18 protein-coding genes are annotated in these 25931 nt (G+C 62.5%); 5 read left to right on the top strand and 13 right to left on the bottom strand.

From position 1 onward, the window contains the following. Positions 1–96: 96 nt before the first annotated feature. Together AC1Z1G_RS00835 and AC1Z1G_RS00830 are read right to left on the bottom strand one after the other, a co-directional pair. Positions 97–342 (bottom strand): DUF2789 domain-containing protein, encoded by a 246-nt coding sequence (locus tag AC1Z1G_RS00835; protein WP_483624082.1) that lies wholly within the window; start codon positions 340–342, stop codon positions 97–99. A gap of 318 nt (positions 343–660) precedes the next feature. Beyond that, on the bottom strand, positions 661–1122 hold the full coding sequence (locus tag AC1Z1G_RS00830; RefSeq protein ID WP_483624080.1) for an aminoacyl-tRNA deacylase: 462 nt from the start codon (positions 1120–1122) through the stop codon (positions 661–663). A gap of 216 nt (positions 1123–1338) precedes the next feature. Between AC1Z1G_RS00830 and AC1Z1G_RS00825 the strand changes: the two genes are divergently transcribed. Together AC1Z1G_RS00825 and AC1Z1G_RS00820 are read left to right on the top strand one after the other, a co-directional pair. Next, positions 1339–1878, top strand: coding sequence for an NfeD family protein (locus AC1Z1G_RS00825; RefSeq protein ID WP_483624078.1), 540 nt, complete (start codon positions 1339–1341; stop codon positions 1876–1878). Between the two features lie 2 nt (positions 1879–1880). Next, positions 1881–2639: a slipin family protein gene (locus AC1Z1G_RS00820; protein WP_483624076.1), complete on the top strand. Its 759-nt coding sequence runs from the start codon at positions 1881–1883 to the stop codon at positions 2637–2639. A gap of 100 nt (positions 2640–2739) precedes the next feature. Here the strand turns inward: AC1Z1G_RS00820 and AC1Z1G_RS00815 are convergent, their stop codons facing one another. The 7 genes from AC1Z1G_RS00815 to AC1Z1G_RS00785 all read right to left on the bottom strand — a co-directional run bounded on the left by AC1Z1G_RS00815 (position 2740) and on the right by AC1Z1G_RS00785 (position 17607). Continuing rightward, positions 2740–3729 (bottom strand): sulfotransferase family protein, encoded by a 990-nt coding sequence (locus tag AC1Z1G_RS00815; protein ID WP_483624074.1) that lies wholly within the window; start codon positions 3727–3729, stop codon positions 2740–2742. Then, positions 3717–4508 (bottom strand): aspartyl/asparaginyl beta-hydroxylase domain-containing protein, encoded by a 792-nt coding sequence (locus AC1Z1G_RS00810; protein ID WP_483624072.1) that lies wholly within the window; start codon positions 4506–4508, stop codon positions 3717–3719. Before AC1Z1G_RS00810 ends, AC1Z1G_RS00815 begins: the two co-directional genes overlap by 13 nt. Continuing rightward, positions 4505–5110: an adenylyl-sulfate kinase gene (gene cysC, locus AC1Z1G_RS00805; protein ID WP_483624070.1), complete on the bottom strand. Its 606-nt coding sequence runs from the start codon at positions 5108–5110 to the stop codon at positions 4505–4507. Before cysC ends, AC1Z1G_RS00810 begins: the two co-directional genes overlap by 4 nt. Further along, positions 5094–6608 carry a TolC family protein gene (locus tag AC1Z1G_RS00800; protein WP_483624069.1) on the bottom strand — a complete coding sequence of 505 codons (1515 nt, stop codon included), beginning with the start codon at positions 6606–6608 and terminating at the stop codon, positions 5094–5096. The genes cysC and AC1Z1G_RS00800 overlap by 17 nt, the downstream gene beginning before the upstream one ends. Positions 6609–6648: 40 nt before the next feature. Next, positions 6649–14850, bottom strand: a complete 8202-nt coding sequence (locus tag AC1Z1G_RS00795; RefSeq protein WP_483627712.1) for an Ig-like domain-containing protein — start codon at positions 14848–14850, stop codon at positions 6649–6651. A gap of 111 nt (positions 14851–14961) precedes the next feature. Beyond that, positions 14962–15798 (bottom strand): sulfotransferase family protein, encoded by an 837-nt coding sequence (locus tag AC1Z1G_RS00790; protein WP_483624067.1) that lies wholly within the window; start codon positions 15796–15798, stop codon positions 14962–14964. A gap of 207 nt (positions 15799–16005) precedes the next feature. After that, the gene (locus AC1Z1G_RS00785) at positions 16006–17607 is read right to left on the bottom strand and encodes a glycosyltransferase family 39 protein (protein ID WP_483624065.1); all 1602 of its coding nucleotides are present in this window, start codon (positions 17605–17607) and stop codon (positions 16006–16008) included. A 247-nt stretch (positions 17608–17854) separates the two neighbouring features. Between AC1Z1G_RS00785 and AC1Z1G_RS00780 the strand changes: the two genes are divergently transcribed. Both AC1Z1G_RS00780 and AC1Z1G_RS00775 read left to right on the top strand, forming a co-directional pair. Then, positions 17855–18442 carry a phage tail protein gene (locus AC1Z1G_RS00780; protein ID WP_483624063.1) on the top strand — a complete coding sequence of 196 codons (588 nt, stop codon included), beginning with the start codon at positions 17855–17857 and terminating at the stop codon, positions 18440–18442. Positions 18443–18495: 53 nt separating this feature from the next. Next, positions 18496–18807, top strand: a complete 312-nt coding sequence (locus tag AC1Z1G_RS00775; protein ID WP_483624061.1) for a DUF6916 family protein — start codon at positions 18496–18498, stop codon at positions 18805–18807. Positions 18808–18882: 75 nt separating this feature from the next. Here the strand turns inward: AC1Z1G_RS00775 and AC1Z1G_RS00770 are convergent, their stop codons facing one another. Genes AC1Z1G_RS00770 through AC1Z1G_RS00755 form a run of 4 tightly spaced genes read right to left on the bottom strand, consistent with a single transcriptional unit; the run spans position 18883 to position 23595 of the window. Beyond that, positions 18883–19383, bottom strand: a complete 501-nt coding sequence (locus AC1Z1G_RS00770; protein ID WP_483624059.1) for a GNAT family N-acetyltransferase — start codon at positions 19381–19383, stop codon at positions 18883–18885. A 16-nt stretch (positions 19384–19399) separates the two neighbouring features. After that, entirely contained in the window at positions 19400–21496 is a 2097-nt protein-coding gene (locus tag AC1Z1G_RS00765) for a site-2 protease family protein (RefSeq protein WP_483624057.1), read from the bottom strand. Further along, positions 21497–22816 carry an efflux RND transporter periplasmic adaptor subunit gene (locus AC1Z1G_RS00760; protein ID WP_483624055.1) on the bottom strand — a complete coding sequence of 440 codons (1320 nt, stop codon included), beginning with the start codon at positions 22814–22816 and terminating at the stop codon, positions 21497–21499. It abuts the gene before it with no gap. Beyond that, on the bottom strand, positions 22813–23595 hold the full coding sequence (locus AC1Z1G_RS00755) for an efflux RND transporter periplasmic adaptor subunit (protein WP_483624054.1): 783 nt from the start codon (positions 23593–23595) through the stop codon (positions 22813–22815). The genes AC1Z1G_RS00760 and AC1Z1G_RS00755 overlap by 4 nt, the downstream gene beginning before the upstream one ends. A 164-nt stretch (positions 23596–23759) precedes the next feature. Here AC1Z1G_RS00755 and AC1Z1G_RS00750 point away from each other — a divergent pair, with 164 nt between their 5' ends. Then, on the top strand, positions 23760–25928 hold the full coding sequence (locus tag AC1Z1G_RS00750) for a PA5441 family protein (RefSeq protein WP_483624053.1): 2169 nt from the start codon (positions 23760–23762) through the stop codon (positions 25926–25928). The last annotated feature ends 3 nt before the right edge of the window (positions 25929–25931 follow it).

Below are 25931 nucleotides of genomic sequence, written 5' to 3'. Positions count from 1 at the left end.
GATTTTACTTCAGGCCCATTACCCCATTCGTACACCGAAAGCCTGGATAGCCTTTAGTACAAAGGACTCAGGCATTCTGCGAACTGTTAGATTTTTTTACACCCCCCGTCCCTTCCGCAGCAGCACATCCAGTTGATCCACCACCTCTGCCCAATCGGAATCGTCGAGGATGTCCTCGCGCAAGAAATCCGCCTGGCTTTTGGTCCAGAAGAACGCGTCGGCCAAGTGCAGTTCGGGTTTTAACGGTGAATGGGTGGCGATGAATTTGTCGATGCTTTCGGCATCGTCGGGCAGGCCGAGTTGTTTGAACAGGTTGGGGAGGGTGTGGGTCGGTGATTCCATGGGGTTGGCTCCTGAGTTGTTTTTGGGGAAAGTGGGGGGACTGCTGCGCAGTCCATCGCGGGCAAGCCTTGCCTCTACAGGTTCCGGGGAGCGCCTAGGGTCTGTACGAAAAGTCGCCGAGTGGCGATCAGGCAAGGCAAAAACAGGCGAGGAAGCGGAGTTTACGGGTTGTAAATGAGCATTCCGAGCCTGTTTTTAACGCAGCATGATCGACACGCAGGCAGTTTTCGTACAGAGCCTAAATCCCGCACCCAACACGAACCCCGTAGGCGCAAGGCTTGCCTGCGATGGCGTAGGCCCTGCCACTACAGATTTTGGCTACTGACTCAGCTCCAACACTTCGGCATGCGGCACCATTTTCAGGTACTGGTCCATGCTCATGTGGACGAGGTTATTGTGGTTGCCGGCTTCGACGTAGATCTCTTTTTGACGGGTCAACATCGGGTCGATGACCATGTCCAGGCCATAGGATTCGCCCAGGGCCGGCACAGCGCCGCGCTCGCAGTCGTTGAACAGGTGGGCCAGGGTGCTTTCGCGGGTAACTTGCCATTCGCCACTGCTGCGCACTTTGGTCAGGTCCAGGTGGCGGCTGGCCGGCAACACGGCCATCAGGTAGTGGCCATGATGGTCGTCGAGGATCACCGATTTAGCCACGCGTTCAGCAGGAATGCCCGCCACCCTGGCGGTTTCCAGGCTGCTGGCCGAATGTGGGTGAGTCACCACGTCAAATTCGCAGCGCGCCTCTTCCAGGCTGCGCTGCACGGTTCTTGCCATACGCATGATGCACCTCGGTGTCCGCAAAAACGGCTGGCGGACGATGGTTAAACCTCTTGGTCTCACTACAAAGTCTAGGCCCGATACCGGGTGGCGACGAAAAATCTGCCCACTGGAAGTGTCGACTACAGCTGATCAAAATTCGTTCAACTCCAAGCTCAACTAGACTGTAGACAGGGCCGCCGTGTGGCTCGCAAACGGATGGCTCTCCTGGAGGGTCAAGTGAACATTCGTGGGTGGTGTTGTGCAATTGCGCTGCTGTTGGGGCTGAGCGGATCGGTGGTCGCCGCAGACACGCTCGTGCTGTTGGTCCCCAACCCGCTCGGCGTCTGGCTGATGATGTTTGGTATCACGTTTCTTGTGGCCGAGGCGGTGCTGCCCAATTACGGCGTGATCGGGCTGGGCGGCATTTTGATGTTCGTGATCGGTGCAATCATTTTGAGCAACGCCGACATCCCCGCCCCCCTGCTCATAGGACTTTCGCTGGTCAGTGCGCTGTTGTTGATCGCGTTGCTGATCCATGCCCTGAAAACCCGACCACGCCAGACTGTCAGCGGCGATGCCGGATTAGTCGGCAGTGTGACGGCGGTAACGGCGTTGCAGGCCGGCAGTGCCTATTACGGCTGGGTGCATTTGCAAGGCGAGCGTTGGCAGGTACTGAGTGCCACACCGCTGCAACCGGGGCAACAGGTACGGGTGGTGGCGCGCAAGGGAACGCTGCTGGAAGTGGCCGCGGCTGACGCGGCGCCGCAAGGAGAATGATCATGGGCTTGCAAGTGGGTTTTGCCGCGCTGTTGGTGCTGTTGATTGCACTGGCAGGGTCGACCTTCCGTATCCTGCGCGAATACGAACGCGGGGTGGTGTTCCAGCTCGGACGTTTTTGGCAGGTCAAGGGCCCGGGGCTGATCCTGCTGATTCCAGTGGTCCAGCAAATGGTTCGGGTCGATCTGCGCACCGTGGTGCTCGATGTCCCGCCGCAAGACGTGATCACCCGCGACAACGTCTCGGTGAAGGTCAACGCGGTGCTGTACTTCCGTGTGCTTGACCCGCAAAAAGCGATCATCCAGGTCGAAGATTTCCTCATGGCCACCAGCCAACTGGCGCAAACCACTTTGCGGGCAGTGCTCGGTAAACATGAATTGGACGAATTGCTGGCCGAACGCGAGCGCTTGAACTTCGACGTCCAACAAGTGCTGGACGCACAGACCGATGCCTGGGGCATCAAGGTCGCCAACGTCGAAATCAAACACGTCGACCTCAACGAATCAATGATCCGCGCCATCGCCAAACAGGCCGAAGCCGAACGTGAACGGCGGGCGAAAGTGATCCACGCCGAAGGTGAATTGCAGGCCTCGGAAAAACTCATGCAGGCCGCCGAAATGCTCGGTCGGCAGCCCGGTGCCATGCAATTGCGCTACATGCAGACCCTGAGTTCGATTGCCGGGGACAAGAGTTCGACGATTGTCTTTCCACTGCCGATCGAATTGCTCAAGGGCATGGCGGATTTGTCGTCGAAAAGCTGAGCGGTTAATTCACCTGTGGCGAGGGAGCTTGCTCCCGTTCGGCGGCGAAGCCGTCGCAATTCAGCCAATGCGGTGTGCCTGAAAAATACCGCCGCCGGATTCAGGGCCGCTCCACGGCCAAGCGGGAGCAAGCTCCCTCGCCACAAGACGCGGTTCGCCAGTGTTCCAGTGCTTCATAAGGTCCACGCGTCCAGAACTCTACGCGTTCTCTGAGCAGAGGCGAGGCCTCTTGCTGCTTGTTTTCGCCGTCGGCCAGAAACGTTTCGCTCGGTTGCTTGGAGTGCTGATTCACGGCGCTGAACACCCGCGTTTGCTGCTCGGAATCCAGCGCAAAAAACTCGGCCAAACGTCCTTCCATCGCTCCCGGCAACTCACTGTAGTTGACCGCCAGCCCGGAAAATTCGCGGCAATGCTCAACTGCTGTTTGCAGCAACGTGCCCAGGCGTCGGGCGATGAAGTCTTCTTGCCCTTCAAACGCCGCCCCATCGTCCAGTACGCTCGCGCCGATCAACCCCGGCACCATGTGCATGCCTGGTCGACGCAGATGAGAGACAGCGATTTCCAATGGGTCGCGGTAAACAAACAACCAGGGCGTGTCAGGAAAACACTCCCGCAATAGCGCCAGCTCACCGAGGTTCCAGGCGTCCAGCTTGATCACCAGCCGTTGCTCCACGCCTCGCCGTCGCTGGCCGTACGCCGAGAACAGGCCGCGAATGGCCGCATTACGCTCCAGAGCCGGCAAGCCGCTGCGCAGCAAGGCGTCCAGTGGCGGCGGTTCGGAAATGACGATGTGGTTATCGAGTTGCGCGAGCATCTGAGCGATCAGTGTCGAACCACAGCGTGATGCGTGAAAAATGAAGGCGCCTGGCGCCAGCCCCGGGCTGATCGACTGCCAGACACTCAACACTCGCAGCGGTGTTTGACGGCCAAAGGCCTGATTGAACGGCAGGCGCAACGCCTCCTCCACCGCGTCGCGGAAAAACGGCTGGTGCAACGGCTGATTGCCAAACCAGCACCAATCGACCCGCCACTCCCCGGTCTGTTGCCAGAGGCGAATCGGCAGCCAGCCGTCAAGGTTCAAGCGCTCCATTGTTCGTTCCATTGGCGCCGGCCATTGCGCATCGCGGCGCGTAGCTCTTCACGGGAAAACGACAGGCCACGCTCGGCGGCCAGCGTCAGGGTGGTGGCAATAAAGGCTTCGCTGTCGGTCACGCCCTGCAAGGTCTGGCAGAGCTGCGGGTCGCGCTCCAACAGGCGTCGAAACTGCACCAGCGCTTGCGCCGCACGGCCAGCACCCGGTTCCGGCGTGGTGGCCGCACCCTCGACAATCGCCTGCTCCAGCCAAGGACCGGGACGGCAATCCATCACCAGATGCACCCGCTCGCGGCGATCGCGGTTATCGACGCTGTGGGGCCGCGACAAGTCGAGAAACCAGCATTCGCCGGCACTCATCGGAATGCGTAAGCCGTCGAGCATGAAGTCGACATCAGGTGGGCTGAGCAAGGGAATGTGTAGTCGCACATCGGCCTCGGTCCCTTCAAGGTCGTAGTCGCGGTGCTCGTGAATGCGACTGCCCGGCCCCAGTCTCAGCAACCGGGCCGATACGATGTCCAGGGGTAGATTCTGCAACGCCTGGCGCCAGCGATCATCGAGCAGCCACGGCGCCCGCCGCAGCGGCGCCCCGTGGCCGGGGGACAGTTCCGTCAGCGCATCGGCCGCGCTGATCAGCGCCACGCCGCTCCACTCACCGCTGAAGTAGTTGCTGTTGAAATGGCAGTGCCAGTCGCTGTGTTTGATCTGCGCCAGCGCCTGCAACAGCAACGGCAGATGCACCGTCACAGGCAGTCGGGAAAATGCCGGCCGGTTCATCGTTTCGGCAGCACCGCGCACTCGCCGAGCCAGGTCAGTAAACGGTCGAGGCAGGAGTCCACCGACAACTGGCCGGTATCGAGTACCAACGCTGCCGACGCGGGCGGTTCGTAAGGTGCAGAGACGCCGGTGAACCCCGGCAGTTCACCGCTGCGAGCACGGGCGTAATGACCTTTGGGGTCACGCTGCTCGCAGACGTCAAGCGAGGCACTGCACCAGACTTCGTGGTAGTCCTCGCCCAATCGCCGGGCGAAGACTTCGCGCAGCTCCACCAACGGCGCAATCATCGCCAGAATCACGATCTGCCCGTTTTCCACCAGTAACGCCGCCACCTCGCTGGCGCGGCGAATGTTTTCCTGACGGTCCTGGTCGGCAAACCCCAAGTCGCGATTGAGCCCGACCCGCAGCCCGTCGCCGTCGAGCACCAGGCTCTGCACGCCGCGCTCGAACAACACGGCGTGCAGCGCCTGGGCGAGGGTCGACTTGCCTGCTGCCGGCAACCCGGTCAGCAAGATGGCCACCCCGCGATGACCGTGGCGGTCTTCGCGTTGTGCCCGACTGATGCTGGCGGTGGGCGCCAGCAGATTACTGCGCAGGGGCACGGGCCACCGGCACGCTGATGTTGCCCGACGCCCATGCCGACTCACGACTGGCCAGCGCCGTGGCGATGGACTGTACCTGCGTCGATTGCACTTGGTCCGGCAACGGATCAAGCCCGGCACTGGCAAAAATCTGCCCATACGCGTTGCGCAGGTCGGCGTACGACAGGTCGCGACGCAAATCGGCTTTCAGGTTGTTCAACTCGCCCTGAATCAGGTCCAGCTCACCGATGCCGGCAGCCTCATGACGGTTGCGCAACTGACCGACAATTTGCCCGTCGATGTCCGACAGTTGCTGGTTGGTCTTGAACTGGCGCAGTGCTTCTTGATAGTTGGCCCTGGCCACGTAGAGCTGCGCCAGGATGGCGATCGACATCGCCTGACGCCGCGCGGCCGCCACTTCTTCGCCGGCCTTGGCCACGTCGATGGCCGCCGGGGCGGAAATCACGTTGAACAGGTTCCAGGTGACTTTCACGCCATAGTCGGCCCAGCTCGAATCCACCAGGAACGAGTTGCTGTCGTAATGCCCGCCAGCGGAGAACTCCAGACCCGGCAGCAGGCGCAGCATGGCTTTGCGGGTTTCAGCGGCGCTGATGCGCGTCTGGTAGTCCTGCTCACGCAGCTCCGGACGACTGGTAAGGGCTTCCTGCTCCAGGGCGGCGAGGCTGACTTTCAACTCGGGAATCGGGTAGTCGTCCGGTGTTGCCAGTTTCAGGTCGGTGCCCAGCGGCAGGTTGATCAGGGTCGCCAGTTCGGTCTTGGCCAGGGATAACGCCCGACGCTGCTCCTGCAACTGGCGGGTGGCCTCGATCAGGGAACGCTGGTAACTCAAGGCCTGTATCGGGTCGCCAATACGTTGCTCGCTCATGCTCTGGCTGTTGGCCTGGGCTTGCTCGACCCGTGCCATGAGGCTGTCGATCTGACCGAGCAGACGCTCGGCTGCCACAGCGCGCCAATAGGCGGAGCGCACGTCCTGAACGATGGTGTTGATGACCTTGCGCCGCCGCTCTTGCACGATCAGGCGCTGGTCGCCCTGCTGCTTGGCGCTGATGTAGCTGACACCGAAGTCGAGCACGTTCCAGACCATGGTCAGGTCCGCCACATCGCGGTCGCGGTCCTGCGAGGTGGACGGTTCCAGGGACTGGGTGCCGGTGCGCACGCTCTGGCTGCTGGAGGCGCTGACGTTGTTACGCCCCACATACCCGGCGTCCAGCGCCATGCGTGGCAGCATGTCGAAACTGGCGAGGTCGAGTTGGCGCTTGGCCAGCGCCTCTTCCATGATTTTCAACCGGCCTTCGAGGTTGTACTTCACCGCGCGGGCCATGGCCTGGTGCAGGGTCAGCGGGCCACTGAGCGGCTCCTGCCCCTTGTACATATTCAGCAGATCGGTTCTGCCACGTTGCTCACTGACACTGCGCTCAATCGGATCACTGGTGACGGCGCATCCGCTGACCATCAACGCCAAGAGGCTGGCGCCGAACAACTTCTGACTTTTCTTCATCCCTGTCTCGCCCCTGGGTACCGCATGGTTAAGGTGTCTGTCAGGCCTGCATTTCGCTGATGCCAACCTGTTGTAAAGCGGCGGCTAATACGTCGATTTGCCGTTGTTCGGTGTTTCTCAGGTGTTGCAGTTGCTCACCCAGGGTCGGCGCGCCGAACATCCCTTGCGCCGTCTGGGCAATTTCACCGCCGTTGACCGCAGAACGATCAAAAACGTTGAACGAATCATCCTGTGACGCGGCGTCCTCATGGAACAACGTCGACAAGGTGCTGTTGCCGAACACCCCGCCATCACCACTGCCAAAGCCTAAGAAACCGTGACTGGCACCGTCACCCGCGTTCTCGCTGCTACCAAATACTTGAGCGAGGTAACTGGGGGCCAATTCGCCCCGGCTGATGAAGATATCGCCCAGTGGACGGATGCCATCGCCCAGCACGCGCTGTTCGAACAGCGGCGCAAAGGTCAGCGGTGAGCCGAGGTTGCCGGTCGGTGGTGTGAACACAATCGGTTGCAGCGGCACATTCGGCACGTCTTGCGGCAGTACCGGGTCACTGATGCGGAACTGCGGATCGCCGAACGAAACCCCGGCCGTCGGTGGTGTCGGTGGTTTCACCGCAGGCACGGTGTTGATTGCAAAGTTGTTGGAGATCGCGACACCTGACCCGGTGTTCCCCGCGCGATCGGCCACATTGGCGGCATCCAGCCCGATGAAGTTGGTCGCATCGTTGGTATTGGCTGCCGGTGTCAGGGTGGCGGTCCAGATCTTGCCGCCGTTGCTGCTGACCAGGTTGGACAGCGTGCCGTTGGCCACGCTGATGTCGGACAACGTGAAATTCTTCACGGCCTCGCTGAAGGTGAAGGTCACCTGCGAGGTCTGGCCAATACCCAGGTTCGGGTTGTCGATCACGATGGTCGCGGTGGGACGGTCACTGTCCAACCCATAGTTGTTGGAGATGCCCAGGCCTATTCCGGCATTGCCCGCGAGGTCGGTCACGTTGCTGTTGTCGAGCACAATCAGGTTGGTGGGATCGGTCACGTTCGGCGTCGGTGTAAATGTCGCGGTCCAGGTCTTGCCACCGTCACTGCTGGCCAGGTTGGACAGCGTACCGTTGGTCACGCTCAGGTCGGAGAGGTCGAAACCGCTCACCGCTTCAGTGAAGGTGATGGTTACCAACGAGGTCTGGCCGATACCCACAAGCGACTTGGCGACGACAATGGTCGCGGTAGGGCGGTCGACGTCGAGCACGTAGTTGTTGGACAGGGCAACGGTACTGCCCGCGTTGCCGGCCGCATCCAGCACACCGGCAGTGTCGAGGGTGACCTGGTTGGTGGTGTCGTTGATGTTCGCGGTCGGTGTCAGGGTTGCGGTCCAGGTCGTGCCGCCGTCACTGCTCAGCAGATTGGACAGCGTGCCGTTGGCCACGCTGAAATCGGACACATCCAGACCACTGACGGCCTCACTGAAGGTGATAGTGACCTGCGAGGTCTGGCCAATGCCCAGCAGCGGATGGGCGACGACGATGGTCGCCGTAGGACGGGCGGTGTCGATGGCGTAGTTATTGGAATCCGTGGTACCGGAGCCGCTGTTGCCCGACCCATTCGTGACGCCGCTGTTGTCCAGGGTAATGAGGTTGCTGGTGTCGGTGATATTGCTGCTTGGGGTAAAGGTCGCCGTCCAGGTGATGCCGCCATCGCCCGTGCTGAAAATGCCCAGCGTGCCGTTGGCCACCGTCAGGTCGGCGCCGGTGAGTCCGCTGACCGCCTCGGAGAAGGTGATGGTCACCACCGTGGTTTCACCGGCCTTCAGCGCCGTGTCGGCAATCACGATGGTGGCGGTCGGACGCACGGTGTCGATGGTGAAGTTGCTCGAACTGGTGATGCCTGAACCCGCGTTACCGGCCAGGTCCGCCACACCGCTGTTGTTCAGGGTGATCAGGTTGGTGGTGTCATTGATACCGCTGGTGGGCGTAAACGTCGCGGTCCAGGTAATCCCGCCGTCGCTGGAGCTGACCGCGCTCAAGGTTCCGTTGGGCACACTCAGGTCGGCGTTGGTGAAACCGCTCACGGCCTCACTGAAGGTGATGGTCACCAGCGAGGTTTCGCCTGCGCTCAGCGTCGGGTCGGCCAACACAATCGTGGCGGTCGGACGCTGGGTGTCGACCGCATAGTTGTTGGAGTCGGTGGTGCCGCTGCCCGCGTTGCCGGCCAGGTCCGCCACACCGGTGTTGTCCAGGGTGATCAGGTTGGTCGCATCGGTGATGCTGGCGCTCGGCGTAAAGGTCGCCGTCCAGGTAATACCGCCATCACTGCTGCTCACGGCGCTCAACGTGCCGTTGGCAATCGTCAGGTCGGCATTGGTGAAGCCGGTCACGGCCTCGCTGAAGGTGATGGTCACCAGCGAGCTCTGACCAATGGCCAGTGTCGAGTCCGCGATTACGATGGTCGCGGTTGGCCGCACGGTATCGATGGCGTAGTTGTTCGAATCCGTGCTGCCGCTGCCGACGTTGCCCGAGCTGACAGCCTGGACGCCAGTATTGTCCAGGGTGATCAGGTTGGTCGCATCGGTGATGCTGCTGCTCGGCGTAAACGTCGCCGTCCAGGTGATCCCGCCGTCGCTGCTGCTCACTGCGCTCAACGTACCGTTGGCGATGGTCAGGTCGGCGTTGGTGAAGCCGCTCACGGCCTCGTTGAAGGTGATGGTCACCAGCGAGGTTTCACCGATTTTCAGTGCGTTGTCGGCCACGATGATGGTCGCCGTCGGACGCACGGTATCGATGGTGAAGTTGGCGGAACTGGTGGTGCCGCTGCCCGCGTTGCCAGCCAGGTCGGCCACGCCGGCGTTGGCCAGGGTGATCAGGTTGGTGGTGTCGTTGATGCCCGCAGTAGGAGTAAAGGTCGCCGTCCAGGTGATACCGCCATCGCTGCTGCTGACCGCAGTCAGCGTACCGTTGGGGATCGTCAGGTCGGCGTTGGTGAAGCCGGTCACCGCCTCGCTGAAGGTGATGGTCACCAGCGAGGTTTCACCGGCGGCCAGGGTCGAATCGGCCAGCACGATGGTCGCGGTCGGGCGCTGGCTATCGATAGCGTAAGTATTGGAATCGGTGGTCGCAGTACCGGCATTGCCGGACAGGTCTGTCACGCCGGTGTTGTCCAGCGTGATCACATTGCCGCTGTGAGTGACGCCGTTCACCGGCGTCAGTGTGGCGGTCCAGGTCACGCCGCCATCGCTGCTACTCACCGCACTCAGCGTACCGTTGTCGATCGTCAGGTCGGCGTTGGTGAAACCAGTCACTGCTTCACTGAAGGTGATGGTCACCAGCGAGGTCTGACCGATCCCCAGCGCGTTGTCCGTCACCACGATGGTCGCCGTCGGACGCTGGGTGTCGATGGCATAGTTGTTCGAATCCGTGCTGCCGCTGCCGACATTGCCCGAGCTGACAGCCTGGACGCCGGTATTGTCCAGGGTGATCAGGTTGGTCGCGTCAGTGATGCTGCTGCTCGGGGTAAAAGTCGCCGTCCAGGTGATACCGCCATCACTGCTGCTCACGGCGCTCAACGTGCCGTTGGCGATGGTCAGGTCGGCGTTGGTGAAGCCGCTCACGGCCTCGTTGAAGGTGATGGTCACCAGCGAGGTTTCGCCGATTTTCAGGGCATTGTCGGCCACGATGATGGTCGCCGTCGGACGCACGGTATCGATGGTGAAGTTGTTCGAATTGGTGACGCCTGAACCCGCGTTACCGGCCAGGTCCGCCACACCGGCGTTGTTCAGGGTGATCAGGTTGGTGGTGTCATTGATACCGCTGGTGGGCGTAAACGTCGCGGTCCAGGTAATCCCGCCGTCGCTGGAGCTGACCGCGCTCAGCGTACCGTTGGGGATCGTCAGGTCGGCGTTGGTGAAACCGCTCACGGCCTCACTGAAGGTGATGGTCACCAGCGAGGTTTCGCCTGCGCTCAGCGTCGGGTCGGCCAACACAATCGTGGCGGTCGGACGCTGGGTGTCGATGGCGTAATTGTTCGAATCCGTGGTGCCGCTGCCCGCGTTGCCGGCCAGGTCCGCCACACCGGTGTTGTCCAGGGTGATCAGGTTGGTCGCATCGCTGATGCTGGCGCTCGGCGTAAAGGTCGCCGTCCAGGTGATCCCGCCATCACTGCTGCTCACGGCGCTCAACGTGCCGTTGGCAATCGTCAGGTCGGCATTGGTGAAGCCGGTCACCGCCTCGCTGAAGGTGATGGTCACCAGCGAGGTCTGACCAATCGCCAGTGTCGAGTCCGCGATCACGATGGTCGCGGTTGGCCGCACGGTGTCGATAGCGTAGTTGTTCGAATCCGTGCTGCCGCTGCCGACGTTGCCCGAGCTGACAGCCTGGATGCCGCTATTGTCCAGGGTGATCAGGTTGGTCGCGTCGGTGATGCTGCTGCTCGGCGTAAAGGTCGCCGTCCAGGTGATCCCGCCGTCGCTGCTGCTCACTGCACTCAACGTACCGTTGGCGATGGTCAGGTCGGCGTTGGTGAAGCCGCTCACGGCCTCGTTGAAGGTGATGGTCACCAGCGAGGTTTCGCCGATTTTCAGGGCATTGTCGGCCACGATGATGGTCGCCGTCGGACGCACGGTATCGATGGTGAAGTTGTTCGAATTGGTGACGCCTGAACCCGCGTTACCGGCCAGGTCCGCCACACCGGCGTTGTTCAGGGTGATCAGGTTGGTGGTGTCATTGATACCGCTGGTGGGCGTAAACGTCGCGGTCCAGGTAATCCCGCCGTCGCTGGAGCTGACCGCGCTCAGCGTACCGTTGGGGATCGTCAGGTCGGCGTTGGTGAAACCGCTCACGGCCTCACTGAAGGTGATGGTCACCAGCGAGGTTTCGCCTGCGCTCAGCGTCGGGTCGGCCAGCACAATCGTGGCGGTCGGACGTGCGGTGTCGATGGCGTAATTGTTCGAATTCGTGGTGCCGCTGCCCGCGTTGCCGGCCAGGTCCGCCACACCGGTGTTGTCCAGGGTGATCAGGTTGGTCGCATCGCTGATGCTGGCGCTCGGCGTAAAGGTTGCCGTCCAGGTGATCCCGCCATCACTGCTGCTCACGGCGCTCAACGTGCCGTTGGCAATCGTCAGGTCGGCGTTAGTGAAGCCGGTCACCGCCTCGCTGAAGGTGATGGTCACCAGCGAGGTCTGACCAATGGCCAGTGTCGAGCTCGCGATCACGATGGTCGCGGTTGGCCGCACGGTGTCGATGGCGTAGTTGTTCGAATCCGTGCTGCCGCTGCCGACGTTGCCCGTGCTGACGGCCTGGACGCCACTATTGTCCAGGGTGATCAGGTTGGTCGCGTCGGTGATGCTGCTGCTCGGGGTAAAGGTCGCGGTCCAGGTAATACCGCCGTCGCTGCTGCTCACCGCAGTCAATGTACCGTTGGCAATGGTCAGGTCGGCGTTGGTGAAACCGCTCACGGCCTGGTTGAAGGTGATGGTCACCAGCGAGGTTTCGCCGATTCTCAGGGCATTGTCCGCCACCACGATAGTGGCGGTCGGCCGCGCCGTGTTGACCACGTAATTGCCCGAGTCGGTGGTGCCGCTGCCGGCGTTACCCGCCAGGTCCGCCACACCGCTGTTGTTCAGGGTGATCAGGTTGGTGGCGTCGAACACCCCGTCGGTCGGGGTGAAGGTCGCGGTCCAGGTGATCCCGCCATCGCTGCTGCTCACCGCGCTCAGCGTGCCGTTGGCGATGCTCAGGTCCGCGTTGGTGAAACCACTCACGGCCTCACTGAACGTGATGGTCACCAGCGAGGTTTCGCCTGCGGTCAGCGTCGGGTCAGCCAGCACAATCGTGGCGGTCGGACGTACGGTGTCGATGGCGTAGTTATTGGAGTCGGTGGTGCCCGTCCCGGCGTTGCCGGCCAGGTCCGCCACACCGGTGTTGTCCAGGGTGATCAGGTTGGTCGTGTCGGTGATGCTCGCGGTCGGGGTGAAGGTCCCGGTCCAGGTAATGCCGCCATCACTGCTGCTCACGGCGGTCAGGGTGCCGTTGGCAATCGTCAGGTCCGCGTTGGTGAAACCACTCACGGCCTCAGAGAACGTGAAGGTGACCAGTGAGGTGTCGCCGATTTTCAGTGCGGTATCGGTGAACACAATGGTCGCGGTCGGCCGTACGGTATCGATGGCGTAATTGTTGGACGTGCTGGTGCCAACCCCGGCTGTGCCCAGCGACACACTCTGGACCCCGGTGTTATCCAGGGTGATCAGGTTAGTGGTGTCAGTAATGGCGTTGGTCGGGGTGAGAGTCGCCGTCCAGGTCACCCCGCCATCGCTGCTGCTCACCGCGCTCAGCGTGCCGTTGGCAATCGTCAGGTCGGCGTTGGTGAAACCGGTCACCGCCTCAGTGAAGGTAATGGTCACAAGCGAGGTCTGGCCGATGTGCAGGGCGCTGTTCGCCACCACGATGGTAGCGCTCGGTGTCGGTGCATAGGCGGTGTTCACGGTGCCGCCGTCGTTGAAGATATTGTTCACGGCCGCCACGCTGGCACCGGTACTACCGCCACCCAGCGCCGGACCGCCGGAGCCACTGCCACCGACGTTACCGGACAGCGCCGCGAAGTTGGCGGCGGTCATCAATACCGTACCTTTGTTCCAGATCGCACCGACGCCTTTACCGGCCGCACCGCCGGAGTCGGCGGAACCGCCCAGGCCACCACCGCCACCACCGCCACCACCGGCGGCGATGTTGCCGGAAATCACCGAGGTGCCAATGACCGTCAGGGTGCCGCTACTGGCGTTGTAAATACCACCGGCAGCCGACGCCCCGGCCCGGCCGGGCTTGTCCCAACCGGAGCCGCCACCGCCACCGCCGATGGAAATCGTGCCGTTGTTCGCCGTACCGCCCGCGCCACCGCTGCTGTAGTTGGCAGCTCCCACGCCGCCCGCGCCACCGCTGCTGCTGCCGCCGCGACCGCCCATGTAGTTGGGGTTGTACCCGCCGCCGTTACCGCCCGTGTTGGCACTACCGCTCGTACCGCCGTACACACCCGTGCCGAAGCCGGAGGTGCCACCATGACCGCCGGCTTGCCCGCCCAATGCACCACCACCGCCGCCGCCGCCACCGACCGCGCCACCGACGTAAGGTGCGGTAACCCCGCCACCGCCACCGCCGCCCGAAGCGGCGTTGCTGGTCACGGTGACGTTCTTGAGGGTCAGGTTGCCGGAATTGAAAATACCGCCGCCCATGGCCGCCGTGCCGTCCGTACCGGCGGCGGCACCATTGCCGGCCACCAGGCCTTGTTTGATGATCAGCCCGTCGAGGGTCGCAGTGACCCCGGAAGCGACCTGAAGCACCCGGGTTTTGTACTGACCGTTGAGGGTCACATCGGCAATGCCGTCATGGTTCAGGTCACCTTCCACTGTGACGTTCTTGGTAATGGTCAGTTGCGCGTTCAGATTGACCGTCATGGTGGTGCTGAACGTCACCGTGTCACCCACCACGGCATCGCTCAGCGCCTGACGCAATGAGCCGACCCCACTGTCACCGTTGTTGGTGACCGTCAGGGTCGCCAGGCTGTACTGATACGCAGTCATGGACTGGGCCGACAGCACGTTATGGCTCTCGATGGTGCCGGTCGCGATTTCCAGATCCCAGTCACCGCTCACACCGGTACGGTTGTTCGACGCGGCGATATCGCGCCCGGTAAGTTGCGCCAGCGAGTCGACAAAGTTGATGCCCTTGTCACCTGCGGCGGTGTTGCAGGCGTAGATCAGAATGTCACCGCCGACGTTCATGTCATTGCCGATGCGCGCCAGCACCTCGCTGCGAGCCGCCACGTTATCGGCCGACAGGTAAGTGTCGCCCAGCCACAAGTCGCCGCTATTGCCGTGGGCGATGATTTCCACGGTGCTCACGCCGTGATGGGTATCCAGATAATCAGCGATTTGCTGCAAACCATCCTTGGTCGGGTCGAGCTGGACCACCTGGGTGCCGGGTGCCACGCCTTTAAGCAGGCTATCGGCGTCCTTGATGCGCGAGTCGACGAACACCACGCTCTGACCGGGTACGGCGGTGGGCGTCGCAGCAGGCGCGGGCGTAGCCGCTGACGTGTTGTCCGTCTGGCCGTGGGTGTCCTTGCTGGCCACCGGGTGATCGGCAACCGGTGCCTTGGCAGCGTCCGCCGTGGCGTGGCTGTCAGCTTGGGCGGCGGTATCGGCAACCGTGGCCGCCACTGCGCCGTCGAACAGCATTCGCGGTTCCAGGGACATGATCATTGGCGATGCCAGGACGCGTGCGCCCTCCGTGACCCGCGACTTGCCTTTGCTCCACCACATGCTGCTCACCCGGACTCGAACATTCATACCGCGTCAATGAAAACGCTGCGATCAACTGACCGCGGCGTCGGCTTTCATACGAATGACATTGGCAGCGCTGGCAGAGCCATCGTGCCAAAAGGACAACTCTGCGTATTTGTCGAACAGGTCCGGCGGCAGAATGGTGCGCCGCGACTCCAGGCGAACCCTGGGTTTGACCTTGTGCAGCCCCGATACCCCGAGCGCCTGATCGAATTCCGGCGCGTCATAGGCGAGGTTGTTGAAATCGTGCTCGAACCAGGGTTCGTCGATGAAATCGTAGATCAACCGCATGACCCGATCAGGGGCCTGGCTCAGCAGGTCGTAATCGACGATCAGCAGCGAGTCGGCGTTTTCGCCGTAATAAGCCTCTTTCAACGCCGTCCAGGCAAACCCCACCAGGCGATTGCGCTGCGCCAGGGTTTCGCAACGGCTGTAAACGGTATTGCGCTCGATTTCATCGTTGAACAGTTTGGTGTTCTCGAAGGGGTTAGCGCGGTACAGACGCTCAAGGCTGTCCATCACCCAGGCGACATTGCGCACACAGGCAATGGTTTTGGCCTTGGGAAACAGCTCCCGTAGCGCAGGCTGACGCGAGCACCATTGGCGATTGGTATCGAAGATAACGGGTGTATCTGCCTGATCGGCATAGAAGGAGTCGAACAGACCGCGCAATAGACGACGGCGTAGCGGAGTGTCGATCACCGCGCCAAATTCGCTGCCGGCACTGCATTGCTCCAGGACACTGGAGAACAGCGATCCGAGGGGGCTGCTCATGCCGGCATGAAAGCGCGGGTTCTGCAACAAAATGGCAGAAAGCAGGGTCGAGCCTGAGCGCGGCAAGCCGGAGATAAAGTGGAACTGCTGCATCCCTTCACCCTAAATGTCAGTCCTTTTGTGGCAGAGCGTAGACCATGAAATCACAATCAACTAGTGGTGTTTTGATATCAAATCGGAGCAAGACCACAACAAAAGCATGCTCAAAAAGTCACCGAGCACGCGGCCACGCGGGGTGAAGCGTTTAAGCTTGAAAGCGTTGCGCAGCGGCGATGAATCGACCTGAAACCGATGGCCCGCTCAAGAAGCGTTCGGCCTGGCCTTGCCCATCAAAAACAGCCGCGCCCGGGCATTGCCTGACTCGGTCTCGCCGAGGACCTGCCAACCGGCGGGCAACGGTGCAAACTCATCCGGCTGGTCATACGTGCTGATCAACCAGACTCGCCCGGTGCCACGGGCCAGGGTTGTCAGGCTGTCGAGGTAGATATGCGGCGCTTGCGCCTCCACCAGCGTGCCAAAGCCGTATGCGTTCGGGCGGCTGGATACGCCGTCGGCCGAGGGTGGGGTGTAGAGCAACGGCTGGGCGTCGGTACGGTTGTAATAGACGTAACTCAAGTACCACAGCAGGTCACTGATGACGATCCGGTCACCCGGCACATAATGCCGGTTTACGTAATCGACCATGACGCTCACCTGATCATGCACATCGACGGTGCTGTTGTTTTTCAACCCTGCCAGCTCGACCCCGGCAATCAGCACCAGCACTGTCACTGCCAGCCACCGAACATGCCGATACAAGCGCGCACAGGCCAGCGCGATGAGCAACGGGAAAGCGATGGCGTACGCCGTCAGGTATCGCTCGATGAAGACCGGCGAAATGAATGACACGCCAAACACCGTCAGCAGCGGCAACACGGCATAGATCGCCAGCAAAGTGCTCCAGCGGTAACGGCTGCGATCCGTCACCACCGCCCAGCCCACGACGCCCAGCATCAGCAGCGGTAATGCGGCGAAAACCGGCCAGGGCAAGGCTTCGCCATCATCTTGCAGCAGGAACGACCAGATCATCGAAGGCAGCGCGTCGAAGGTCACCGGCGACTCCCAGCCCACATCACCATTGGCCTTGAGCTCATCGACATGGCGCACCAGGTCCACCAGCCCCGGCACCCAGGGCAGGTAAAGCAACACAATCGCCACGTTCGCCAGCCACCAGGCCGGGCGGTTGACGTAACGCATCGGGCTGGCCGGTTGCCAACGCAGCACCAGCAAATAGGACCAATGGGCGAGCACGCACAGTGCGGTGAAGTAGTGGGTGTAAAACGCAGCGGTCATCAACAGCACGTAAATCAACAGGTAACGCGTGCGGTTCGGGTACTTGATCCAGTACACCAAGGCAAGGGTCGCGCCCAGCAGCCACAGGCCCAGCAACGAATACATCCGCACTTCCTGGCTGTAACGCACCGCCGTGGGCAACAGTGCGAGCAGCAACCCGGCCAGCAGCGCCGCACGGCGACTGGCGATCAGCCGCGTGAGCCAGACCCCGAGCGCCACGGTCGCGATGCCGGGCACTGCGCTCAGGCAGCGGATCGAAAAAATGCCATCGCCAAACAGCGCGATCCAGCCATGCAGGATCACGAAGTACAGCGGCGGGTGCACATCATGGGCGGCATGAAACCAGATACCGGCCAATGAATACTGGCTCATCAACAGGCTGGAGCCTTCATCTCCCCAGATGGCGGCGGCCGTGAGGTCATAAAAGCGCACGACGGTCGCCACAACCATAATCGACAGGAACCAGTATCCCCCGACCCACCGCCACACCTGTCGGGCAACCGACTCCTGCCGCAACGCCGAGAACTCCCCGGCCGGTTTACCCGCCTCGATCACACGTCGGCTCGACATTCTGTCCATTACCCATTGGTCCGCTGCATCACCCGGTAACTGTAGGACAACCCTCGACGGCCCGCGCGACGTGCACCGCTCGGCACCGAAACGGCCGACACCCGGCAACACGCATCATCAGCGTCTACGCTCAGCACTGCGTGACCGGCCCTTGCAGTGAATGGAATCGGCTGTATCGACACGGCCTCTCCAGCGCCTGAAGCGCACCCAAGAAAGCGCCCTACCATAATCAGAAGGATGAGGATCTATGGAAGTTTTCATCGGCACCATTCAGGCATTTGCTTTTAACTACCCTCCCAACGGCTGGTCGACCTGTAATGGCCAGACACTGGGTGTCTCACAGTACCAAGCGATGTTTGCACTGCTCGGGACCTACTACGGCGGCAACGGCACCACCAATTTCCAGTTGCCGAACCTGCAAGGACGGTTTCCCGTCGGCCAGGGTAACGGGCTGGGCCTGACGCCCCGTGTCATCGGCCAGTTCTCGGGCACCGAAAGCGTCGTCCCCACCCTCAACAACCTGCCCACCCACACGCACACCCTCGCAGGCCTGAGCGCCACCACCACGGTGAAACTGGCCAACCCTGCCAGCAACCCGGTCAGTGTCCCGACGGCTACCAATTCATTCATCGGCACCTCCGGCGGCGGTCCGGGCACGGCCACGGTCTATTCCGACGGGCAAGGCGCCACGCCGGTGCCGTTGCAGGGTGTGAGTACAGCCATCACCGGCACGGTATCCGCCACCGGCACCGGGTTACCGCTTGAGGTGATGAACCCCTTCCTGGTGATCAACTTCAGCATAGCCCTGAACGGGCTGTTTCCTTCACGCAACTGAGGTTCCAGCCGGGGGCTCAGCCCCCGGCACCTTCCCTTCCCCGGAGTCGCGCCATGCTGCAACTGGTCAAGAGTGAGCATTTCCAGCCTCTGCTGGGGAAACCCTGCACCCTGTCTCTGCCAGACGGCAGCGTCCTGCCGATCCAGATCGAATCCATCAAGGACACGCCGCAGGCACGTATGCCGAACAGTACGCGCATGCCCTTCAGCGTCGAGTTGAACAGCCTGGAGCCGACCTCCTTTGTCGATGGTTTATGCGAGTTGGAACTACCCGGATTCGGCTGCTTGAAGGGTGTATTCGTGTCGCGGATTCCGGCCATGGGCCGCGACCCGACGCTGGGTTACTTCTTTATCGCCTTCAACTGAAAAGACCGTGTTTGAAGCCCATCAAGCACGCGCCGTGGCGAGGTTTTTTACGCCCTCCTCAGCACCCCAGCGCCATCAGCGCGGCCCCGGATACCAGACCAGCCGCTCGGCCGCCGGGTTTTGCTCTTCAACCTGAAAGCCCAGTGCCAGGTAATGCTGACGGGCATGGGGGTTGCTGGCCCAGACCACCGTGGCCACCGGGCAACGGATCTGCTCGGCGGCTTTCTGCACGCCTTTGAGCACCGTACGGCCATAACCCCGGCCACGAGCAGCGGGGATAAACGCCAGGTACAGCACCCGGATCTCGTTGGGCCCAAAGTCGGTGCTCAAGGCGCCAATCGCAGTGCCGAGCTTTTCGATCACGTAGTGCATGGCATTGGGAAAGTTCTCGCCCGCGCCCGTTTCCTGTACCTGAAACTGCTGTGCGATGACCTGTTCGACCTGCTCCTGTTCGCCATCGATCCATTGCAGATCACTGCGTGCCGAACGATAGAGGCTTTGCAGAAACGGCCCGTCAGTGCCTCGCGACGGGCGCACGACCAAGCCATCCGAGGCATTCGCATTGTTGTTCAGCATGAGCCTTCTCCCTGCGCTAAAAACCACTCTCCCTGACGCCCAGCGCCGCCAACCGACGCCAGGCAGTGCCCACGATTGACTCACTGCGCCCCTGCAACACCACCACGCCCCGCAATGGCTGGTGCGGCGTGGCCGTGGCACCCGGTGCCTCGAACCGGACCGCGTATTGCGCCTGCACCGGCTCGGCGCGACGGCTTTCATCGCGGCGCACGGCAATCGGCCCATGGTGGTCGGAGGTCAGCGCCTCCTGCTCGACATACGCCGCACCGTTGGTGTCGATCTCACTGAGCTGCACCTCGACCGCCGGGTGCATCGGGTCATCGGCGATAAATCGCCCCGTGGCGCCCGGCGCAACCCGCCACAACTCGGCCTCGGCCAGATAGCCGCGCAACCGCACGCCCTCCTCGACCACCCGGGCCAAGGCATCCTTGGTCGACAACCAGCGACCGACACTCAGTTGCGGCAACAGATCGCGCACGGTGCCCGCCTGAGGCGCACGCAACAGCAAGCGTTCACGCTGCGCCGCCAGGCCACGGTACTGCGCCACCGCTTCGGCCAGCCGTTGTTCGACGATCCCGGCATCGGCCGCGGTCTCACTGCGCCCGGCCTGTCGGCGCATCTGCAACTGCTGAATCTCGATTTCCCGGCGCACAATGGCCTGGCGTGAATCCAGGTCCGGTGATTCCAGCTCGATCAATACCTGCCCCTGAGCAACCACTTGCCCGTCGCTGACGTTCACCTGCTTGACCCGCGCCGCCACCGGCGCATGCAACGCGCTGACGCGCCCGGCCTCAAGCATGCTCGGCAACTCCACCGCGCTGCGCCATGGCAGCGCGAGTACCAGCAGCAGCACCAACACACCCAGCGTGCTGAGCAACACCCGTGGCGCATACGCCTGCTCGCGACGGGTCCACCATTCGCGCCACTCGCGCACAATCGGCAAAAAGATGAACCACACCAGTTCCACCAGCATCAGGAAGATCCCAAGCAGCTTGAAGAACAGGTGATACACCGCCAGCGCGATCCCGAAAAACAGCACCGCCCGCCACAGCCACGCCCCGTAGCCCCAGATCAGCAAACGCCGCTGCATGTGCGGCGACCACGGCTCCGGGGCCAGTTCGTCGTAGCCGAACAACGCCTCGCGCAGGCGCCAACGGCACAGGGCAAACGCCCGGCCCTGGAGATTGTCCACTTCCCAGAAGTCACTGAGCAGAAAGTAACCATCAAAACGCATGAACGGGTTGAGGTTGATCAGCAACGTGGTGATCCAGGTCGCGCTGGCGAGCATGAAGGCAGCAGTGCGCGCCGGCCCATCGGGCAACAGCGACCAGGCCAGCAGCGCCACACTGGCCAACAGCAACTCCGCCAGCACGCCGCCCGCGCCGATCAGCAGCCGCGCACGCCGGTCATTGACCCGCCAGGCATCGCTGACGTCGGTGTAAAACATCGGCAGCAACACCATGAATGCCACCCCCATGCTCTGCACCCGACACCCCGCACGCTTGGCCATGAACGCATGGCCGAACTCATGACAGAGCTTGGCGAAGAACAACGCCACGCCAAACGCCATCGCCCCACCGAGGCTGAACAAGTGAGGGAACGTCCCGATGAACCGTTGCCAGTCCCGCGCCACCAGAAACACCCCAAGCCCCAGCGTCAGCGGTAAACCGTAACGCAAGGCACCAGGGCCGAATCGCGCCAACCAAGGCCAGGAGCGGTTGAGAAAACCATCCGGGCGCCACAGTGGAATGCGAAAAAACAAATACTGATGCAAGACGATTTGCCACAGGCTCTGGCGTTGCGCGGCAGCCTTGATCCCATAACTGCCGCGCTGCTGCGGGTCGAGCGCGCTGATCAGGTCATGGGCGCGTAGAAAACTCAGCAACTGGTCAAGCTCCTGGCCGTCCAGGACCAGCCCTGGCTCACGATTGGCCGCCCGCAACACCTGCTCGGGGTCACCCAGCGACCAGTGCCGCAGCAAGCGCATGGCCGCCGCGCCCAGTTTGAAGTAACGCCCGCGTACCGGGTCGGCCAGGGTCCAGCGTGGCGAGCCGTCGAGGGCCGGCGCGGCCGGGGTCAGTTGCAAATCCGCCCGCAGGCTGGGCAATGTCATCTAAAGGCCTACGCTCTGGCGCAAACCGGCCAGGGGTTTGCGCAACAGATACAGCGCCAACGGCGCGCGATCACCGAAAATTTTTGCCGTGCCCCGCAGGCCAATGCGGGGCGGGGTCTGCTCGAAACTCGCGTCCAGCCGATAGGCCAACTGCCCGCCGGCCGTGGCTTGCGCCTCGTACGCCGAGCGTTCGAGCCGGGCCAGGTGGCGTTGCAACGGGTCGCTGTCGAGAAACAGCGCCACTTGCGCGCCCGGTTCCAGCGCAATCGCGTCGCCCACCGCCAGTTCAATGCGCAGTTCGGCCTGGGTCGGGTCGGCAATTTCCATCAAGCGTTCGCCGGTCTGCACCGGTTTTCCGGTCATGCGCTCGGCGTCGGCGAACACCGCGATGCCGTCACGTTCGGCGCGCACTTCACTGCGTTTGAGCAGCTCGCGGGCGTAATCGCGTTCGGCGCGTTTCTGTTCGACCCGAGCCGCCAGCAGGTCAATTTTCGAGCTCGATTCGGCATCGGCGAAAGCGCGCTGGGCGTTGGCCTTGAGTTCGGCTTCTGCCACGCCCAGCGCCCGGTCAGCCACATCGGCCTGGGCCTTGAGGGTGGTGCTTTCGAAACGCAGCAGCAGGTCGCCACTCTTAACGGCCTGGTTGGGCTTGACCAAAAACTCGGCGATCACTCCGTCCAGCGGTGCAGCCACTACCCGACCGCCCAAGGGCACCACTTCGGCCGGCGCCAACACCGACTGACGCACCGGAATCAGCAACCCGAGCAACACCACCACTGCCAGCGCAACCTGACGTTTGTGCGTCCAGCGCAAGCGCCACGGTTTACGCGGTTGCAGCGCCAGCCAGGCATGGCTGTAGGTGTCACCGAGCTGCGACAACAGCACTTGCTCGGACGGGTTCCACGGCAAATCGCGGGCCAGCCACAGGCCACCGAACACCTCGCCCTTGTGATCGACCAGCGGCAACCAGAACACCTGCGCCGCCGAGAGGCTCTGCCAGTCGGCCTGGATTGCACCGCTCAAAGAAGTGGCGGGAATCACCCGCGCCTGCTTCAGCAGATCCAGCTTGAACAGTTGCGCCACGGCCTGCTCGACAAAAGCCACGAACGGCGCATTCGGCTCCACCGCACTGACCCCGGTCACCGCCCGCACCTTGCCGGCGATCAACAGCGCGGCGTGACGAAAACCGAACAACGCCTGGCCATCGTTCACCAGGCTGAAGGCCAGTTGTTCGGTGGAGCGTGCCGCGCGGGTCAGGCGTTCAAGTTCAAGAAAACGGGCGAAGACCTGTTCGGCCCCGGTCGCGACCGGCGCGTTCACTTAAGCTCCGTAAAACGCGCCGTGCCACTCATGCCGGCCAGCAGGCCGCTAGCATTCGGCAGCGTGGCCACCAGCAACAGGGTCTGGCTGCCTTCGTCGATCCGCGCACCCAGGCGTTTGACAGTGGCATCGAGGGCCTGGCCGGTTTCATCGGGGACGAAGCTGAAAGTCTGGCCCGGCTTGAGCCTGGCCATCCAGCTTGACGGCACCAGCAAGTGGATTTCCAGGGTGCGGTTGTCGACGATGTCCAGCAGCGGCGCGCCAGCGGCCACGCTTTCATAACGCTGGACCTTGCGCTCCACGACCTGGCCGTCAAACGGCGCCACCACGTTGCAGCGTTTGACCTGGACCTGGTAGACCTGGGATTGCGCACGGATTTCGGTCAGCTTGGCCTCGGCCCGCGCCACTTCGAAGCGGCCCACCGAATTCAGCGAGGCCAACTGCCGGTTGTGGGCCAGTTCTTCACTCGCGCCACGGCTGGCGGCCTGTGCGGCATTGAGCTGGGCCTGATAGGCCGAGCAGTCGAAGCGAGCCAGGGTGTCGCCCTTTTTAAAGGATTCGCCTTCGCTGAAGGGCAACTCGACGATGCGCCCCGGCAGCTCACTGGCAAGCATCGCCTGGTCCTTGGCGCGCAGTACACCGCGGGCTTCGTTGCTGGCGGCTGAGCTGGCGGAGGACGCCGGGGGCTCCTGTAGCGGATCGTCTGGCACGGGCGTTTGCGCGTGAACCCAACCTGCCAGACCGAACAATCCAAACATCAATCCATAAATACGCGGCATGACCGTGACTCCCTGACGGATGGTCGGAGTCTATGACAGACTTCCGAACCGTCAAGCAAATAGCCATCAGTGCCTGCAAATGCTGCTCGGCATGGCGGCATTCGGCGTCGGACGCGGTATGATCGCGGCCTCGATTTCAGGCGTTTCAGGATTAAGGACAATTCATGCGTATCGGACTGCTGTCGACTCTCGCGCTGGCCATCAGCGCCACCTTCGCACTCCCGGCGCAGGCCAGCTTCGACGAGGACATGTGCAGCGCCGAGTGGTGGCTCGAAGGCTCCGGTCATTGCAACAGCGTGCCGTTCCTGAGCCCGACCAACGACAGCCGCGTCAATCTGCGCTTGCTACTGGCGGACCAAGGCGTGCCGGCGTTCGATCCGACGCCCATTGCCGACCACGACCGCGAGGCCGGCTACGGCCCGGTGCCGTTCGACATCACACGCCTGGACCCCGCGCCCCTGCCAGCGCTCGTATCGCCACCGGCCACCACGCCGGCCTCGGTGCTTGATGAACCACTGCAAACGTTGGGTCTGGGCGACAGGGTCCCGAGCATTGCCGGTAACGCGTTTATCGATGGCGAAGGCAGCCGCTGCCGCAGCAACAACGAAGACAGCGCGGCCGCCTTCATCAAACAGTTGATCGCCAGCCCTGAACTTCCGGCCCAGGAGCGTCAGGACCTGGCACAGGCGCGCTTGAACCTGCTGAACGCATGCAGTTGGGACGCCGCCGCCCTGAGCAGTCAGTTGCCCGCCACCGTTACCTCGGCACCGGGCATTGCTTTCCTGGCATACCTGCGCGGCGGCGCCCAGTTCTACAGCGGCGCCTTCACCGACGCGACGCAGACCTTCGCCAGCCTGAGTGCCAGCGAACAGCCGTGGCTCAAAGAAACTGCGCTGTACATGAGTGGCCGAATCCCGCTCAACGCCGCCCAGGCCAATGCCTTCGACGACATGGGCCTGCCCACGTACGAGCATGTGGATGAGGCCAACCTGAAACTGGCCGAGCAAGGCTTCGAGCATTACCTGAAGACTTATCCACAGGGCGACTACAGCGCTTCGGCCAGAGGCCTGATCCGCCGCGTGCACTGGCTGGCCGGTGACGATAAAAACCTCGCCGACGACTACGCCTGGCAGCTCACTGCAGCCACTGAAGCCCAACGCAACAAGAGCCTGGCGGAGTTGATCGAAGAGACCCACAGCAAACTCTTGAGCGAGCCGGACAACGGCATTCAGGCGCCCCTGCTGCTGGCGATCAAGGACCTGCAAAACATTGGCGGCTACCAGACAACCTTCAGCAGCCAGCAACTGGAAGGCCAAAAAGCCCTGTTCGCCCAGCAACCGGCGCTCTACGACTACCTGCACGCCGCCGTGTTGTTGCGGCTTGAAAACAACCCCGAGGCCGCGCTGGGCATTCTGCCCGCCAACATCGTGGACAACCCCGACTACCTCGCGTTCAGCCAGCAGTTCCTGCGGGGGCAGGCGTTGCACGCACAGAAAAAATGGCCGCAAGCGCAGGCGCATTGGCTGCAATTGATGACCAAGGTCAAACGCCCGCTGCAATACGAGCAGGTAGAGTTGGCGCTGACCAGCAACTACCTGTACAGCGAGCAGATAGAAAAGATTTTCGCCGCCGACTCGCCCATCAAAACCCCAGCGCTGCGCTATCGCCTGCAACGCCTGGCCGCCGACGCCCCGTTGTTGCGTCAGCAAGTCAGCCAGGGCGCCGACGCCACCGAACGGGACAGCGCCCTGTTTGTGCTGCTCTACAAAGAACTGCTGCGCAACCAGTACGCCGCGTTCGCCGAAGACATGAAGCGGCTGCCGGCCGAGCTGTCGACGGACAACCTCGGGGTCAGCATCGGTTACCTGTACGGCAGCGGCAGGCCGCTGTCGATGTTTCGCTGGCAAGGCGAGCAGAGCGAGTCCGGCTATCGCTGCCCGAGCATCGCCGACACCGCTGCGGCGTTGCAGGCCAACGGCAAAGACCCCAGAGGCCTGAACTGCCTGGGCGAGTTCATCCTGCGCAATAAACTGGACGACTCGCCCGTAGATGAGCGCTCCACGATAGCCCCGCAACCCGGCGTCCCGGTGCCGTTCAAAGGCGATATTTATGCGCGCCACGAGGGCTATCGCCAGGTAATCGGTGACACCCAGGCGCCGAAGGAAGATCGCGCCTACGCCCTGTTTCGCGCCATCAACTGCTACGCGCCGTCGGGTAACAACAGTTGCGGTGGCACGGACGTCGAACCAGCGGTGCGCAAGGCCTGGTTCCGTCAGCTCAAAAGCGGTTTTGCCGATACGCCGTGGGGCAAGTCCCTGCAGTATTACTGGTAAGGC

The sequence above is a fragment of the Pseudomonas sp. JL27(2026) genome, assembly GCF_056933555.1.
This window is presented reverse-complemented; position numbering and strand designations above follow the sequence as displayed.